This is a genomic window from Streptomyces sp. NPDC027962 (genome assembly GCF_055566095.1).
Map to the genome: position 1 here is coordinate 233,014 of NZ_JBVHTA010000005.1, position 15,265 is coordinate 248,278.

Sequence of the window (15,265 nt, forward strand, 5' to 3'; positions counted from 1 at the left end):
CGGGCCTGCACTACGGGCCGGACGAGCCTTCCGGCGCTGCCGGGCCTTCCGGGCCGGAGAGGCTCTTCGATCCGGACAAGCGGGCCTTTCTCAGGGCCTGACGGACCGACCAGACCACGGCCACCAGCGGCACGGCAACGACCGCGCCCACCAGGCCCGCCGCGACGGCTCCGCCGACGACCGACAGCGCGACCACCACGGGATGCAGCCGGACGGCCCAGCTCATCACGATCGGGTGGAGGAGATGCCCCTCGATCTGCCCGATGACCACGATCAGAGCGACGACCACGGCCGCGATCACCGGCCCCTTGGTTGCCAGAGCCACCACCGCGGCCACCGCGAGGGCGATGGGTGAGCCGACGAGGGGGATGAACGCGGCGAAGAACTCCAGCAGGGCCAGCGGCAGCGCGAGCGGCACGCCGAGGGCGGAGAGGGCGATACCGACGAGGACGGCGTTGGTGACTGCCACCAGGAAAATGCCGTGGGTGTAGCCGGTGAACGTCCGCCAGGCGGCCCGGCCCGCGACCGTCGCACGCTCGCGGGCGCCGAGCGGCAGCTGGTCGCAGAACCACCCCCACTGCCGGTCGCCGGAGTGGGTGAAGAAGACCGAGCAGAACAGCGCGAGGGCGAACACGGTCAGCACTTCGACCAGCCGTCCGGCGCCGCTCAGCGCCTCGCTGACCACGGTGGACCGGTGGCTGGACAGCAACTGGCCGATGCGGGACTGGACATCGGTGAGGGCTTCCGGGTCGACACGGAACGGCGGCTGCTCCAGCCAGTTCTCGATCCTCTCGATGCCGGTGCGGAACTCCCGCACCAACGTGGTGCGCTCCCCCGCGACCACCTCGCCGACCAGGGCGAGCACACCGAGGACGAGCGCGATGCTGCCGAGCAGTGCGACGGCGACGGCGAGCGGACGCGGCAGGAACCGTCCCAGCAGGTCGGCCACCGGCCGCAGCACGGCGGTGAGCACCAGGCCGAGAAAGACGGCCACGGCGATCTCGTGGAAGCGCCCGAGCACGGCGAAAACGCTGTAGACGGCGACGGCCACCACGATGACCCGCCATGCGTACGCGGCGGCGGTCCTCAGGGCGTCGGGCACGCGCGCCGCGCCTGTGGTGAAGTGCGGTGGGCACTCTGGCGGATCCGACGGCCTGGGGGTCATGCCCATCCGCGTACCACCGCACGCGCCGCCCGCCACGCGCGCGGCGCGTCATTCGCCCGAAGGTACCCCGGGCAGGACGGCCGACCGGCCGGTCGGCCCGAGCATGCCGTCCGCTCGGCCTCCCGCCACTCGCAGACCGGACACAGCGGCGCCCCCTCGACCGATTGCGGGCACTCGGTCGGCTCGCGGCACAGCACGCACTCGGCGAAGAGCCCGTCGGCGGCAGCTTCGGCCGGCTCGGCGGTCTCCCGCTCCGAGGTCCCGCAGTACGACTCCCGCTCGTCCATACGTACGACTCGAACTCGCGGCTCTACCGCCGTCCGTGCCGCGCAGGAAGACCGTCACGGCGGCGATCGCGAAGGCGACGGTGGCGATCAGCACCGCGTCGACTTGCCGCTGCCGTTCGTGCGGTGCACCCGCACCCGGGTGCACCGGCGCAGCGCGAGGTCGACGCCGCGCAGCACCCGTGGCCCACCGAGGCCGTAGCGCCGGCCTGCTCGTCTCAGCTTCAGTTCTGCGACGCCCTCTGCTGGGTGAGTTCGCTGGGCCGTACGATCACGAAGCCCTCGCCCTCCAGCTTGAGCTGCACCGCTTCGCCCGAGCCGCCGCGGATCATCGAGCCGACGGACTGTGAACGGTGCAGCGAGGTGTGGAGTTGGGCGCTCCAGCCGACGACCGCGTCCGTGTCGACGAAGACCGGCTGCTGGTGCGAGACGGGGATGACGATGGGGCTCCCCTCGCAGATGACGGCGAGCTTGCCGTAGCCGGTGAAGACGCTGTTGAACAGCCCGCCGCCGGTCATGCCCGCGCCCTTGACCGTCTTTATCTCGTACGACAGCGTCGCGTCGAAGCAGAGCACGTTGCGTCCGTTTATCGTCAGCGCGTCGCCCTGCTCGATGTCGACGATGAAGCAGTTGGCGGCCTCGTGCGCGAACCACGCCTCGCCCTGGCCTCGCACCGCCATCAGCGCGAGGCCCTCGCCCGTGACGGCGCGCTTGAGCATGCCGCCGATTCCCTGGCTCTTGCGCTCGAACTGGAGATTGCCGCGGAAGGCGATCATCGAGCCCTGCCTGGCGTGCATCTCGCCGTTGACCGCGTACTTGATCGACTTGGCGTTCTGCAGGGTCATTCCGGGCACCGTGGCCTGCTGTGCCATGTTCTCCGTGGAGAAAAGATCGCTCTTCATGGGATGCATCGTCGCCCGGAGGCACCCGTTCCGCCAACAACTCCCTGTCCGGCGGCTGGCAGACTGGCGGTGTGAGCAGCGAAGTCACCCGTGAAATCCGTCCCGCCGACAGCCCCTTCAGGCACGAGACGTCGTCCCGCGATGCCGCACCGCAATTCGTCCTGCCGTTGGTGGTACGCATCGAGAGGGCGGCGCCGCCGTCCCGTACGGACGCGCTGGAGACCGCCGCTCGCGCGGTGCTCGAGATCCTCGCCGACGAGCGATCCACCGGCGAGGGAGAGTGGGCGCGGGCGATGCGGGACTGGCAGGACGCCCGTATCCGCAAGGTCGTACGGCGGGCGCGTGGCGCAGAGTGGCGCAAGGCCTGCACCCTGCCGGGCATCACGGTGACGGGCGGAAGGGGTGAAACAGAGACGGAGGCGGAGGCCGGGGCGGCTGCAGAGGTACGGGTGTTTCCGCCCGTACCTCTCGACGGCTGGCCCAAGGAACTTGCGAAGCTCCAGGTGTCCGGCACCGAACTCGACGACCCTGAACCGCCCGCAGCCCCGGACCCGGCACGTCCCGTCCTGTGGCTCAGCCCCGAACTGGAGATGTCCGCGGGCAAGGCCATGGCCCAGGCCGGGCACGGCGCCCAACTCGCCTGGTTCGCGCTGCCGGAGACGGAGCGCAAGGCATGGCGGGAAACCGGCTTCGCGCTGTCCGTGCGGACGGCGGCCCCGGCAGACTGGCGCGCACTCACGGCGAGCGGACTGCCGGTCGTACGCGACGCGGGATTCACGGAGATCGCTCCGGGCTCGTGCACGGTGGTCGCCGACCACCCGTCGCTGCGAAGCCGAACCGGGCGTTGAACATCCTGTGCCCCGGCTGCGTACTCCTCGGTACCGCCGAGTAGTTTGACCGGCTAGGTTCGACCGGCGGTCGGCCGGCGGGTTGACCGGCCAGTCTGCCGGTCGGTTGGTTGCCGTGTAACGCATCGGCTCTGGAGGCACATTGTTGCGGCGCATCAACGGAACAGCACTCATCATCGCGGCTCTGGTCGTCACGGTCGGCGCACTCGCCTTCCCCGTGTGGTCCTACGCCGATCGTTCCGGCACCGGTCAGGACAATCTCAACGCCTCGAGCGTGGCCACCCAGTGGGGCCCGCTGTCGGCCACCGACCGCGACTTCCTCGTCAAGGTACGTCTGGCCGGGCTGTGGGAGCTCCCGGCCGGGCAGCAGGCGATGGAACGCGCGCCCACGGAGGCCATCAAGGCGGCGGGCGACCATCTCGTCGTCGGCCACACCGACCTGGACGTGCGGGCGCGCAACGTCGCGGCACAGCTCGGCGTCGAGCTGCCCAACCAGCCGACCGAGCAGCAGCAGGGCTGGCTGCGGGAACTCTCCGCGGCCCAGGGCGAGGAGTACGAGCGCAAGTTCGCCCAGATCCTGCGGACGGCGCACGGCAAGGTCTTCGCACTGATAGCGGAGGTCAGGCACACCACCCGCAACACACTTATCCGGCAGCTCGCGACGGACGCCAACCAGACGGTGCTCGACCACATCACCATGCTCGAACAGACGGGGCGGGTCGACTTTGACGACATCGCCAACGGTGAGGCGGCAACGGCGACGGTCAGCCCCAGCGGCCCGCCGCCGCCGAACGGCAACCTGCCGCCGTCGCCGCCGGCGGCCACGCCGACCGGGAACCAGTCGTTCACGTCGCAGCCGACGCCGCAGCCCGGCACCCCAACCGCGGTCAACACCAACCGCCCGGCGCCGAAGGACCCGGTCCCGGCGGGCTGACGGCAGCGCCGTCCCCTACGGCCCGAGGGCCGTGGGCCCCGGTTTCCGATACCGGGGCGAGCACCGGACCTCTCCGGTCCGGTGCTCGGCGCGGTGTCCGGCAACGCCGGACGGCTGACGAAGTCGCGCGCTGCGGGCGACGGGGGGCGGGGGGTTCGGGGCGGAGCCCCGGACCACCCCGGCGAGCGCGGGTGCCGGTTCCGGCAACGCCGGGCCGGCGGGGGCCGGAACCTCAAATCAAGCTCTGAACGTCCCCCCTTCCGGATTCACCGCGCCGTTCCGGGGCCATGACCCCTGCACCGTCACACAGCGGGCGTGGAGGAGGGGGACCATGGAACTGGGCATCGGAATCGGCTGGCGGCCGGAGATCGCGGACACGGTGGAGCGGCTGCCGGGCCTCGACTGGGTCGAGGTCGTCGCGGAGAACATCTGCCCCGGCCATCTGCCCCCCTCTCTGCTCCGGCTGCGCTCGCGCGGCATCCGCGTCGTCCCACACGGTGTCTCGCTCGGCCTCGGCGGCGCGGACCGCCCGTCGAAGCAGCGCCTGGCAGACCTGGCCGAGCGGGCGCAGGCGTTGGGCGCCCCGTTGGTCACGGAGCACATCGCGTTCGTACGGGCGGGAGGGGAGCTGACCGCCACCGCCGCGCTGGAGGCGGGTCACCTGCTGCCGGTCCCCCGCACCTGGGACGCGCTGTCGGTGCTGTGCGAGAACGTGCGCATCGCGCAGGACTCGCTGCCGGTGCCGCTGGCTCTGGAGAACATCGCGGCGATGATCTCCTGGCCCGACGAGGAGCTCACCGAGGGCCAGTTCCTCGCGGAACTCGTCGAGCGGACCGGTGTGCGGCTGCTGGTCGACGTGGCCAACCTCCACACCAACCATGTCAACCGCGGGGAGGACCCGACGGCGGCACTGGACGAGCTCCCGGTCGAGGCGATCGCGTACGTCCACGTCGCGGGCGGCGTCGAACGGGACGGGGTCTGGCACGACACCCACGCCCACCCGGTCACGCAGCCCGTCCTGGACGTGCTGTCGGACCTCCGGGCCAGGGTGAGTCCGCCGGGGGTCCTGCTGGAGAGGGACGACGACTTTCCGCCTGCGGCGGAGTTGGAGAGCGAACTGGCGACGATTCGCGCGACGTTGTCGGCGGCGGCTCAAGCCCCGTCGGCGATTGAGGCGCGGGGTCCGGGGCGGCGCCCCGGCGAGGAGGCACGTCCAGCCCCGCCGGCGACCGCGGCGGAGGACCCGGGGCCGAACCCCGACGAGGGAATGGTCTGCAAGGCGCACGCGGACGACGGAGCCCGCGAGCGCCTCGGGCTGGCGCAGGCCGCCGTGTTGTCCGCCCTCGTCGCCGGTACCCCCACCCCCGAGGGGTTCGACGCACGCCGGCTGCGCGTGCAGAGCCGGGCGCTCGCCGCGAAGCGGGCCGACATCGTGGGCACGGTGGCGCCCGAGCTGCCGGAGATCCTCGGGGCGGGCTACCGGCCCGCCTTCCTCGCCTACGCCAAGGGCCGCCCCATGCACGCCGGGTACCGCCGCGACGCGCTCGAGTTCGCCGAGCATCTGCTGGCCGCCGACCGCCCTGAGGACGGCGACGCCCGACGCCGGCTGACTCTCTGGTGGCAGGAGCGAGCCGCCGCGCGGCCGCCCCGCAGGACGACCCGCCTCGTTCGCGCCGCGCGCGCCGCGCTCGTGGGGAGGTGAGCGCTGTGGGCGTCCTGGCTCTGCTGGTCCACCTCGCCGTCGGTGATCGGGCTCCGGGTGCGGCAGCTCGAGCGGCGGCTCCAGCTGCGGCGGGTCCAGCGGGTCCGGCTCCAGCTGCGGCGGTGGTGGTGGCGGGTCCAGCTGCGGCGGCTCGAGCAGCAGCTCCTGACACACCGGCATCGGGGTCATTGATCCTGACACCGCCGGGCCGGTGCTTTACTTCGCGAACCTCCCCTGCCAAAGATCCCTTTCGTCCCATGGCCGCCGCCCGGCCGCGCCGCGCACGAAGGGAACGCGATGAGAACAGCTGCGAAGTACGGGGCCGTGGCAGGCCTCAGTTCCTTGGTCCTCATTTCCGTCGCCGTCGCCCCGGCCGGCGGAGCGGCCATCACCGACGCCGAGTTCCACGGCACCGTGGTGGCCGCCGAGCTCGCCGCGGCTGCCGGTATCGCGTTCGGCCGTTGCCCCGCCGTGGAGAAGCTTCCGAAGTCGGTGCAGTGCGGCACGGTGAAGGTGCCGCTCGACTACGCCGACCCGTCCGGCCGGCAGATCGAACTGACCGTCAGCCGCGTCAGAGCAAGCGGCAAGAAGGCCGAACGTCAGGGGGCGTTCGTCTACAACCCCGGCGGCCCCGGCGCCTCCAGCATGCGCTTCCCCCGCGCCGCCGAGACTCCCGAATGGCGGCGGATCGCCAAGGCGTACGACATCGTCGGCTACGCACCGCGCGGCGTCGGCCGGTCCGCCCCGCTGTCGTGCCAGGACCCCGAGGACTTCCTCAAGGCCCCCACGCACGCGCCGACCCACCCCTCCGCCTCGTACAAAATGGAACGCGTCGCCGAGGCCCAGGCGTACGCCAAGGGCTGCGCGGACAAGGCGGGCGCCACGCTGCGGCACTACACCTCTCTCAACAACGCCCGCGACCTCGACGTGCTGAGGGCCGCGCTCGGCGAGAAGAAGCTCACCTTCATGGGCGCCTCGTACGGCACCTACTTCGGTGCTCTGTACGCGACGATGTTCCCGTCGCATGTGCGCCGCATGGTCTTCGACTCGGCGGTCAACCCCGCGCCCGAGCAGATCTGGTACCGCAATAACCTGGACCAGTCGGAGGCCTTCGAGAGCCGGTGGGCCGACTTCCGCGCCTGGGTGGCCAAGCACGACGGCACGTACCACCTGGGGACGACGCCCGAGGAGGTGGCGCGCAGCTACGAGGAGGTGCGCGCCCGGCTCGCGGAGAAGCCCGCGGGCGGCAAGGTCGGCCCCGGTCAGCTGCACGCCGCGTTCCTGGGCGCCGGCTACTACGACGAGTACTGGCCGGTGCGTGCGAAGGCCCTGGCGGAGTATCTGGAGGGCGATCCGCAGCCGCTGATCGACCAGGCAGCCCCCGACCCCGCAGGCGCGAAGGCGGCGGAGAACGGCAGCGCCGTCTACACGGCGGTCGAGTGCAACGACGCCCCCTGGCCGGAGGACTTCTACGTCTGGGACCTCGACAACACACTGCTGGCGCAGCGCGCGCCGTTCGAGACGTGGGACAACGCCTGGATGAACCTGCCCTGCGCCTTCTGGCAGGCGCCCCGGCAGCAGCCCCTGGACGTCCGCACGGAGGCCGGGGAGCTGCCCGACACACTGATCCTGGCCGCTGAAAGGGACGCCGCCACCCCCTACGAGGGGGCGCTCGAGCTGCAGCGGCGGCTGCCTGGCTCCGTACTGATCACGGAGGAGGACGCGGGCACGCACGGCATCGGCGCCGGCAGCAACAGCTGCGTCAACGCCTATCTGGAGGACTATCTGCTGCGGGGTGAGACACCGGTGCGGCGCGCATCATGCGCGCCGCACCCGGAGCCCGACCCGGTGTCGCTGGACCGGCGCGCCGAGCAGCGGAAGCTGCCGCACGCCGTCTGATCTTCCGGGTCACATGGACGGCTGAGTATCCGCCTGGAACGGGCGGAAACTCAGCCGTCAAGTCGTTCGCGGACGGGACCCTACGCGAGTCCCGCCACGAGGTCCGCCACACTCTTGCGGCGGCCGGTGTAGAAGGGGACCTCCTCGCGGACGTGCATGCGGGCCTCGGAGGCGCGCAGGTGACGCATCAGGTCGACGATGCGGTACAGCTCGTCCGCCTCGAAGGCCAGCAGCCACTCGTAGTCGCCGAGCGAGAACGACGCGACCGTGTTGGCGCGGACGTCCGGGTAGCCGCGGGCCATCTTGCCGTGGTCCGCCAGCATGCGGCGGCGGTCCTCGTCCGGCAGCAGGTACCAGTCGTAGGAGCGCACGAACGGGTACACCGAGACGTAGTTGCGCGGCGTCTCGTCGGCCAGGAAGGCCGGGATGTGCGACTTGTTGAACTCGGCGGGGCGGTGCAGCGCCATGTTCGACCACACCGGTTCGAGTGCGCGGCCGAGGCGGGTGCGCCGGAAGCGGTTGTACGCGTCCTGAAGCTCGTCGGCGGTCTCGGCGTGCCACCAGATCATCACGTCGGCGTCGGCGCGCAGTCCGGAGACGTCGTACGTGCCGCGCACGGTGACGTCCTTGGCGGCGAGCTGGTCGAACAGCTCCTGGACCTCGTCGGCGTAGCCGGAGCGCGCCGTGCTGTCATCGGTTAGCACGTCTCGAAGCCTGAAGACGGACCACAGCGTGTACCGGATGACCTCATTGAGGTCCTTGGCCTTCTTGCCTGCGTTCGGGATCTTTTCTGGCGCACTCATACGGCTATTGTCCCGTGTCCGGATCAGTGCCCCGCGCCAGGGTCGGCGTGGCGAGAATCTCGTCGGCCGCGCGCTGTCCGCTCGCGATGCAGGCGGGGATGCCGACTCCGTCGTACACGGCGCCGCAGACCCTGAGGCCCGGCAGCTTGGCGATCTCGTCTCGGATGCGGGCGACGCGCGTGAGGTGCCCCACCGGGTACTGCGGCAGTCCGCCGGTCCACCGGGTGACCTCGGTGGCGACCGGACGGGCGGTGAGACCCGCCGCGGCGGCGAGGTCGGTCAGGGAGACGTCGACGAGCTCGGCGTCCTCCCTTTCGAGAGCCTCCTCCTCGCCGTAGCGGCCGACGGAGGTGCGCAGCACGAACAGGTCCCCGGTGCCCCGCGCGACCCAGCCCCACTTGTTGGAGGAGAAGGTGGACGCCTTGATCGTGCGGCCGTCGACGGGCGGGACGAGGAATCCGCTCCCGGCGGGCATCCCGGCGACGTCGGAGCGCCGGAACGCCATGGTGACCAGCGCCATGGAGGCGTACTCGACCTGCCCCAGTTCGGCCGCCGCGACCGGGGACTCGGCGGCGAGCAGCGCGGACGCGGACCAGGCGGGGGTGGCGAGAACGACGCCGTCGGCGGCGAGCGTTTCACGGTCGGTGCGGATCTGCCAGCCGGTCGTGCCGCGGGTCAGGCCGAGTACCGGTGCCTCGGTGCGGATGTCGACGCCCTGCGCGCGCACGGCGTCGGCGACGGCGCCCGGCAGGGCGCCGATGCCGCCGTCGATGCCCATGAAGACCGGTCCGCCCGTCTGCTGCCCGGCGGCGGCGCGTGCCTGGATGTCGCGTACCCCTTCGAGCAGCGAGGCGTGGGTCCTGGCGGCCTCGAAGAGCTGGGGGACGGCCGCTCGCATCGAGATGCGGTAGGCGTCCCCCGCGTACACCCCGCCGAGCAGCGGTTCCACGAGCCGGTCGACGACCTCCCGGCCCAGGCGCTGCGCGACGTACGCGCCGACGGCCACGTCGTCGCCCGGCTCCGAGGGGGCCAGGTCCTTCTCCCGCCCGATGCGGGCGATCCCCTCGGGCGAGAGCAGCCCGGCCAGCGCGGAGGCGTCTCCCGGGACGCCCATCACATGGCCCTTGGGCATGGGCCGCAGGGCGCCGCGGGTCCACACTGCGGAGGTCGCCGTGGCCGGTGGTACGAGCCGGTCGCCGAGACCGACCGCGCGGGCGAGATCGGTGCCCTCGGTGCGGCGGGCGAGCATCGACTCGGCGCCCAGGTCCACGCGTACGCCCTCGATCTCGCCGGAGTGCAGCTTGCCGCCGACCCGGTCGGCGGCCTCGAGGAGGGTGACGCGCAGGCCGGAGGCGAGCAGCCGGTGCGCGGCGGCGAGACCGGCGATGCCGCCGCCGATGACGACGACATGACGCGCTGGTGTGTCCACGTTCATGGGCCAACTCTCTCAAACGCCGTTCCGAGCCCTGACCGTGACCGCTTCGGAACCGTGGCCGGGCAACCCGGACCGGTGACCCCACGTCGAACCTGCAAAAGACGTTCACAACCCATCCCCGGGGGGCCGGTATGCGTGCACGGCGTGCGCTCGCGGTACTACTTCTCACTGCCTCGCTCGGCCTCGCCGGGTGCGGCGCAGGCAATTCGTCCGGCGACGGCGCGCAGAGCGCGGGGAAACCCGCCGCGGCCGACGCCAAGGAGGGTGCGGCCGGCTCCGGCTACGCCGCCGACGAGGCGGCCGGGAAACCGGCGGAGGGCGGGACGGGGCAAGGCGGCGCCACGAAACCGTCCGCACTGCCGAAGGCGCACGTCATCCGCACCGCCGAGCTCGATGTGGAGGTCAAGGACGCCACGAAGGCGCTCTCCGCCGCCCGGCGTGCGGCGGAGAGCGCCGGCGGCCGGGTGGAGAACGAGAGCACGGAGCGGATCGACGACACGCACATCACCTCCCATGTCGTGCTGCGCGTCCCCCAGGAGCGGTACGACTCCGTCCTGGCCGAACTCGCGGGCGCGGGCAAGCTGTTGTCCCGCAAGGCCGACGCGAAGGACGTCACCGACCAGGTGGTGGACGTGGAGAGCCGCATCGCGACGCAGCGGGCGAGCGTGGCCAGGGTGCGGGAGCTGATGGACCGGGCGACGAAGCTGTCCGACGTCGTCACGCTGGAAGGGCAGCTGAGCACCCGCCAGGCCGACCTCGAGTCACTGCTGGCGCAGCAGGCTGCGCTTAAGGACCGCACGTCCCTGGCGACGATCACGCTGACGCTCTCGGAGAAGGAACGCGAGGAGCCCGAGAAGGAGGACGACGGCCCCGGCTTCCTGGACGCCCTCGGCGGCGGCTGGGACGCGCTGGTCGCGACGCTGCGCTGGGTCGCGGTGACCATCGGCGCGGTGGCGCCGTTCGCGGCGGTGGGCGCGGTGCTGTACGTGCTGTGGCGGTGGCTGGTGCGGCCCCGGCTGCGCAAGCGGCCCGCCGCCGCTTCCCCGGCTCCGCCGGCCGCGCAGGACTGAACCTCCGCTTGTTTGTAGCGTGTTCCCCATGACAGCGACTGAGCGTCTGGTGATCGTCGGGGGCGATGCGGCGGGCATGTCCGCCGCATCGCAGGCACGCAGGATGAAGGACCCGGACGAACTGGAGATCGTGGCCTTCGAGCGCGGGCACTTCAGCTCGTTCTCCGCCTGCGGCATCCCGTACTGGGTGAGCGGCGACGTGGCCGAGCGCGACGAGCTGATCGCCCGGTCACCCGAAGAGCACCGCGAGCGCGCCATCGATCTGCGGATGCGCACCGAGGTGACGGAGATCGACGTCGCGGGCGGGCGGGTGCGCTCGCGCGACCTGGCGAGCGGCGCGGAGTCCTGGACCGGCTACGACAAGCTGGTGATCGCCACCGGCGCCCGTCCCGTGCGCCCCGCGCTCCCGGGCATCGACGCGCCGGGCGTCCACGGCGTACAGACCCTTGACGACGGTCAGGCGCTGCTGGACACCCTTTCCGGGACCGAGGGGCGGCGCGCGGTGGTCGTGGGCGCTGGATACATCGGCGTCGAGATGGCGGAGGCGCTGCTCAAGCGGGGCTATGAGGTGACGGTCGTCGACCGCGGCGAGCAGCCCATGTCCACGCTCGACCCGGACATGGGCCGGCTGGTCCGCGAGGCGATGTCCGGGATGGGCATCACGACCGTCTCCGGGACGGCAGTCACCAAGATCCTTACCGGCGACGACGGCCGCGTCCGCGCGGTCGCGGCCGACGACGCCGAGTACCCGGCGGACGTGGTCGTCCTCGGGATCGGCGTCGAACCGGAGACCGGGCTGGCCCGCGCTGCGGGACTGCCGCTGGGCCGCCACGGCGGCCTCCTCACCGACCTGGCGATGCGGGTCCGCGGCCACGACAACATCTGGGCGGGCGGCGACTGCGTCGAGGTCCTCGACCTCGTCTCCGGCCGCGAGCGCCACATCGCGCTCGGCACCCACGCCAACAAGCACGGCCAGATCATCGGCGCGAACGCGGGCGGCGGCTACGCCACGTTCCCCGGCGTGGTCGGCACGGCGGTGAGCAAGGTCTGCGAACTGGAGATCGCCCGCACGGGCCTGCGCGAGAAGGACGCGCGCGCGGAGGGCCTGCAGTACGTGACGGCGACGATCGAGTCGACGAGCCGCGCCGGCTACTTCCCCGGCGCGGCCCCGATGACGGTCAAGATGCTGGCGGAACGCCGCACGGGCCGCCTGCTGGGTGTCCAGATCGTGGGGCGCGAGGGCGCCGGCAAGCGCGTCGACATCGCGGCGGTGGCGTTGACGTCCCGCATGACGGCCGAACAGATGACGACCCTGGACCTCGGCTACGCCCCACCGTTCTCCCCGGTCTGGGACCCGGTCCTGGTGGCGGCGCGCAAGGCGACGACGGCGGTGCAGAGGGCGGGGGCGTAGATCTGTCATTGCACGCCGGGTCCTCTCAGTCCGACGCCTACCGCGCCGTCTGCTCGTGCACGTACGACACCAGCCGGGTCAGCGCGTCCGGGTCCGTCGTCGGGAGGACGCCGTGGCCCAGGTTGAAGATGTGGCCCTCCAGGCCGGCCGCCGCGTCCAGGACCTCGCGGGTACGCGTCTCCACCGCCTCTGGGGTGGAGAAGAGCACGGCCGGGTCCAGGTTCCCCTGGAGCGCCTTGCCGGGGCCGACCCTGCGTGCGGCCTCGTCCAGCGGGACGCGCCAGTCGACGCCGACCACGTCCGCGCCCGCCTCGCCCATCAGGCCGAGGAGCTCGCCGGTACCCACGCCGAAGTGGATGCGCGGGACACCGTAGGACGCGACGGACTCGAAGACCTTCGCCGACGCCGGCATCACCGAGCGCCGGTAGTCGGCCGGGGCGAGGGCGCCGACCCACGAGTCGAAGAGCTGGACCGCGGAGGCGCCCGCCTCGATCTGGACCTTCAGGAAGGCGGAGGTGATCTCCGCGAGCCGGTCCAGGAGGTCGGCCCACAGCTGCGGGGCGCCGTACATGAGGGCCTTGGTGTGCTCGTGGTTGCGCGACGGGCCGCCCTCCACGAGGTAGCTCGCGAGGGTGAACGGCGCTCCCGCGAACCCGATCAGCGGAGTCGGTCCGAGCTCACGGGTCAGCATTCCCATCGCCTCGGTGACGTAGGGGACGTCGTCCGGCGTGAGGTCCCGCAGTCGCGCGAGGTCCGCGCGGGTACGGATCGGCTCCGCGACCACCGGGCCGACGCCCGGCTTGATGTCGAGGTCGATACCGATCGCCTTCAGCGGCACCACGATGTCGCTGAAGAAGATCGCGGCGTCCACCTTGTGCCGCCGTACCGGCTGGAGCGTGATCTCCGTGACGAGCTCGGGCAGCATGCACGAGTCGAGCATCGGGATGCCTTCGCGCACCTTCATGTACTCGGGCAGCGAGCGCCCCGCCTGACGCATGAACCAGACCGGCGTGTGCGGCACCGGCTCACGGCGGCACGCCTTCATGAAAGCGGAGTCGTACGTCGTCGTCTGGTGGCCCAGGGGGCGGATGTTGGCGCTCACGCCCTGAATCTTCGCATGCAGGCGAGAAGTGGCCGCCCCGGCCCGGGTGTCCCTCCCTGCGCGAAGCGCCCGTTCCGCCTACTCTTCCCCGCATGGCTGCGGCTCAGGGACATTTTTCCGATCATTCCAACGGCTCCGATCATTCCAACAGCGCAGAGGACAAGGGGAGCGCCGAGGCGAGCGCAGAACCCGATGCCGTGCCGCACGCGTTCCGTCAGGCGGTCGAGGCGCTGCGGTCGGCGCGGCTGCGGCCGGAGCTCGAGGTCGAGCCGACACGGCCTCCGCAGCGGCTCGCCGCGCACGCGTACGCGCTGGAGGCGGCGGTCGTCGACGGCGACGACGATCTGGCGGACGGCCGCTTGGTGCTGCTGCACGAGCCGGCGGGCCACGAAGCGTGGCACGGCACGTTCCGGATGGTGACGCTGGTGCGCGCAGAGCTGGAACCGGAGATGGCGGCCGACCCGCTGCTCCCCGAGGTGTGCTGGTCGTGGCTGACCGGCGCGCTGGAGGCGCGCGGGCTGTCGTACGGGGAGCCGAGCGGCACCGTCACCCGCGCGGGGTCTCACTATTTCGGAGGACTCGCGGACCGCCGTCCCGCGACCCAGATCGAGATCCGTGCGTCATGGAGCCCACGCGAGGGCCAGGGCGGCGTCCCGGACGCGGCCGCACACCTCGCCGCCTGGTGCGATCTGCTCTGCCAGGTCGCCGGGCTGCCGCCGTCGCCGGCCGGTCCGGCGGACAACGGGACGGGTGTGGTGAGCCTGCCGCAGCGCCGCGGCCCGCAGCAGGCCTGAAGAGGTTCGGGCCGCGGTCCGGGAAGACTGGCCGCGGCCGTGCACAGTCACGTCGCGTTGGAACGGTTCGCCCGCAGGATGATCGATCGCCCGTCCGAATTGTCCCGATAATTACTCACCAAATCGTGATCATTCTCTAAAGGCGGACGGGTTTGGTGCCGAAGAGGTCAATGACCTAACTGCACGGTTCGCCCCGGCTTCATCCCCGAGCCGGCTCCGTCCCGCACCTTTCCAGGAGGCCTGGTGTCCGTTCTTCTCGAGCAGCCCGCAAGCCTGGTCGCCTACCGCCCGAACAAGCCGACGGCCATGGTCGTCGTGGCCGACCCGCGCGTCCGTTCCACCGTCACCCGCCATCTGTGGGCACTCGGAGTCCGTGACGTCATCGAGGCATCGTCCATCGCGGAGGCACGTCCCCGCGTCGGCAACCCGCGCGACATCTGCGTGGCCGACGTCCACCTGCCCGACGGTTCCGGGCTGACCCTCCTCTCCGAGACCCGCGCGGCGGGCTGGCCCAACGGCCTGGCGCTGTCCGCGGCCGACGACATCGGCGCCGTGCGCAACGCGCTGGCCGGCGGTGTCAAGGGCTACGTCGTCACCGGCACCCGTACAAACATCGGACACCCCACCCGCCCCGGCGCCGCCCCCATCGGCGCCGTGGCCAACCGCATGCACCGCCGCCCCCCGGGTGCCCCGAGCCACCCGGGCGGCTACCGCGAGCTGTCCGGCCGCGAGGTCGAGGTCCTGCGCCTCGTCGCGGAGGGGCAGTCCAACAAGGCCATCGGCGTCTCGATGGGCCTGTCCGCGCTGACCGTCAAGAGCCACCTCGCACGCATCGCACGCAAGCTGGGCACGGGCGACCGGGCCGGAATGGTGGCCGTGGCGCTGCGCACCGGAATCATCCACTGATCGCCCGACA

General features: G+C 71.9%; 13 protein-coding genes and 1 pseudogene. 8 read left to right on the forward strand and 6 right to left on the reverse strand.

The genetic code is table 11. The features are described from left to right. Positions 1-10 precede the first annotated feature (10 nt). The 3 genes and pseudogenes from ACZ4SA_RS07275 to ACZ4SA_RS07285 all read right to left on the reverse strand — a co-directional run bounded on the left by ACZ4SA_RS07275 (position 11) and on the right by ACZ4SA_RS07285 (position 2,351). Positions 11-1,102, reverse strand: coding sequence for an AI-2E family transporter (locus tag ACZ4SA_RS07275; protein WP_468270742.1), 1,092 nt, complete (start codon positions 1,100-1,102; stop codon positions 11-13). Between the two features lie 158 nt (positions 1,103-1,260). Next, positions 1,261-1,452, reverse strand: a pseudogene (locus ACZ4SA_RS07280) (hypothetical protein); the annotation flags it as partial. Between the two features lie 221 nt (positions 1,453-1,673). Next, entirely contained in the window at positions 1,674-2,351 is a 678-nt protein-coding gene (locus ACZ4SA_RS07285) for an AIM24 family protein (RefSeq protein WP_468270744.1), read from the reverse strand. Positions 2,352-2,422: 71 nt separating this feature from the next. Here ACZ4SA_RS07285 and ACZ4SA_RS07290 point away from each other — a divergent pair, with 71 nt between their 5' ends. From ACZ4SA_RS07290 to ACZ4SA_RS07305, 4 genes are all read left to right on the forward strand, one after another. Beyond that, positions 2,423-3,199 (forward strand): aminoacyl-tRNA hydrolase, encoded by a 777-nt coding sequence (locus ACZ4SA_RS07290; protein WP_468270746.1) that lies wholly within the window; start codon positions 2,423-2,425, stop codon positions 3,197-3,199. A gap of 145 nt (positions 3,200-3,344) precedes the next feature. Beyond that, entirely contained in the window at positions 3,345-4,133 is a 789-nt protein-coding gene (locus tag ACZ4SA_RS07295) for a DUF4142 domain-containing protein (RefSeq protein ID WP_468270748.1), read from the forward strand. Positions 4,134-4,464: 331 nt separating this feature from the next. Then, the gene (locus tag ACZ4SA_RS07300) at positions 4,465-5,835 is read left to right on the forward strand and encodes an MbnB/TglH/ChrH family RiPP precursor modification enzyme (RefSeq protein WP_468270750.1); all 1,371 of its coding nucleotides are present in this window, start codon (positions 4,465-4,467) and stop codon (positions 5,833-5,835) included. Positions 5,836-6,132: 297 nt separating this feature from the next. Continuing rightward, positions 6,133-7,734, forward strand: a complete 1,602-nt coding sequence (locus ACZ4SA_RS07305) for an alpha/beta hydrolase (protein ID WP_468270752.1) — start codon at positions 6,133-6,135, stop codon at positions 7,732-7,734. A gap of 80 nt (positions 7,735-7,814) precedes the next feature. Here the strand turns inward: ACZ4SA_RS07305 and hemQ are convergent, their stop codons facing one another. Beyond that, entirely contained in the window at positions 7,815-8,537 is a 723-nt protein-coding gene (hemQ, locus tag ACZ4SA_RS07310) for a hydrogen peroxide-dependent heme synthase (protein ID WP_468270754.1), read from the reverse strand. A gap of 4 nt (positions 8,538-8,541) precedes the next feature. Further along, positions 8,542-9,972 (reverse strand): protoporphyrinogen oxidase, encoded by a 1,431-nt coding sequence (gene hemG / locus ACZ4SA_RS07315; RefSeq protein WP_468270756.1) that lies wholly within the window; start codon positions 9,970-9,972, stop codon positions 8,542-8,544. 131 nt (positions 9,973-10,103) lie between these two features. Between hemG and ACZ4SA_RS07320 the strand changes: the two genes are divergently transcribed. Continuing rightward, on the forward strand, positions 10,104-11,042 hold the full coding sequence (locus ACZ4SA_RS07320) for a DUF4349 domain-containing protein (protein ID WP_468270758.1): 939 nt from the start codon (positions 10,104-10,106) through the stop codon (positions 11,040-11,042). A gap of 28 nt (positions 11,043-11,070) precedes the next feature. Beyond that, a complete protein-coding gene (locus tag ACZ4SA_RS07325; protein WP_468270760.1) occupies positions 11,071-12,453 on the forward strand; it encodes an FAD-dependent oxidoreductase in 1,383 nt (460 codons plus the stop codon). 37 nt (positions 12,454-12,490) lie between these two features. Here ACZ4SA_RS07325 and hemE read toward each other — a convergent pair whose 3' ends face one another. Next, positions 12,491-13,555: a uroporphyrinogen decarboxylase gene (gene hemE / locus ACZ4SA_RS07330; protein WP_468270762.1), complete on the reverse strand. Its 1,065-nt coding sequence runs from the start codon at positions 13,553-13,555 to the stop codon at positions 12,491-12,493. A 92-nt stretch (positions 13,556-13,647) separates the two neighbouring features. On the opposite strand from hemE, the gene ACZ4SA_RS07335 reads away from it, so the two are divergent. Both ACZ4SA_RS07335 and ACZ4SA_RS07340 read left to right on the forward strand, forming a co-directional pair. Next, positions 13,648-14,349, forward strand: a complete 702-nt coding sequence (locus tag ACZ4SA_RS07335) for a DUF3000 domain-containing protein (RefSeq protein ID WP_468270764.1) — start codon at positions 13,648-13,650, stop codon at positions 14,347-14,349. Positions 14,350-14,592: 243 nt separating this feature from the next. Continuing rightward, entirely contained in the window at positions 14,593-15,255 is a 663-nt protein-coding gene (locus ACZ4SA_RS07340; protein ID WP_468270766.1) for a helix-turn-helix transcriptional regulator, read from the forward strand. Positions 15,256-15,265: the final 10 nt, after the last annotated feature.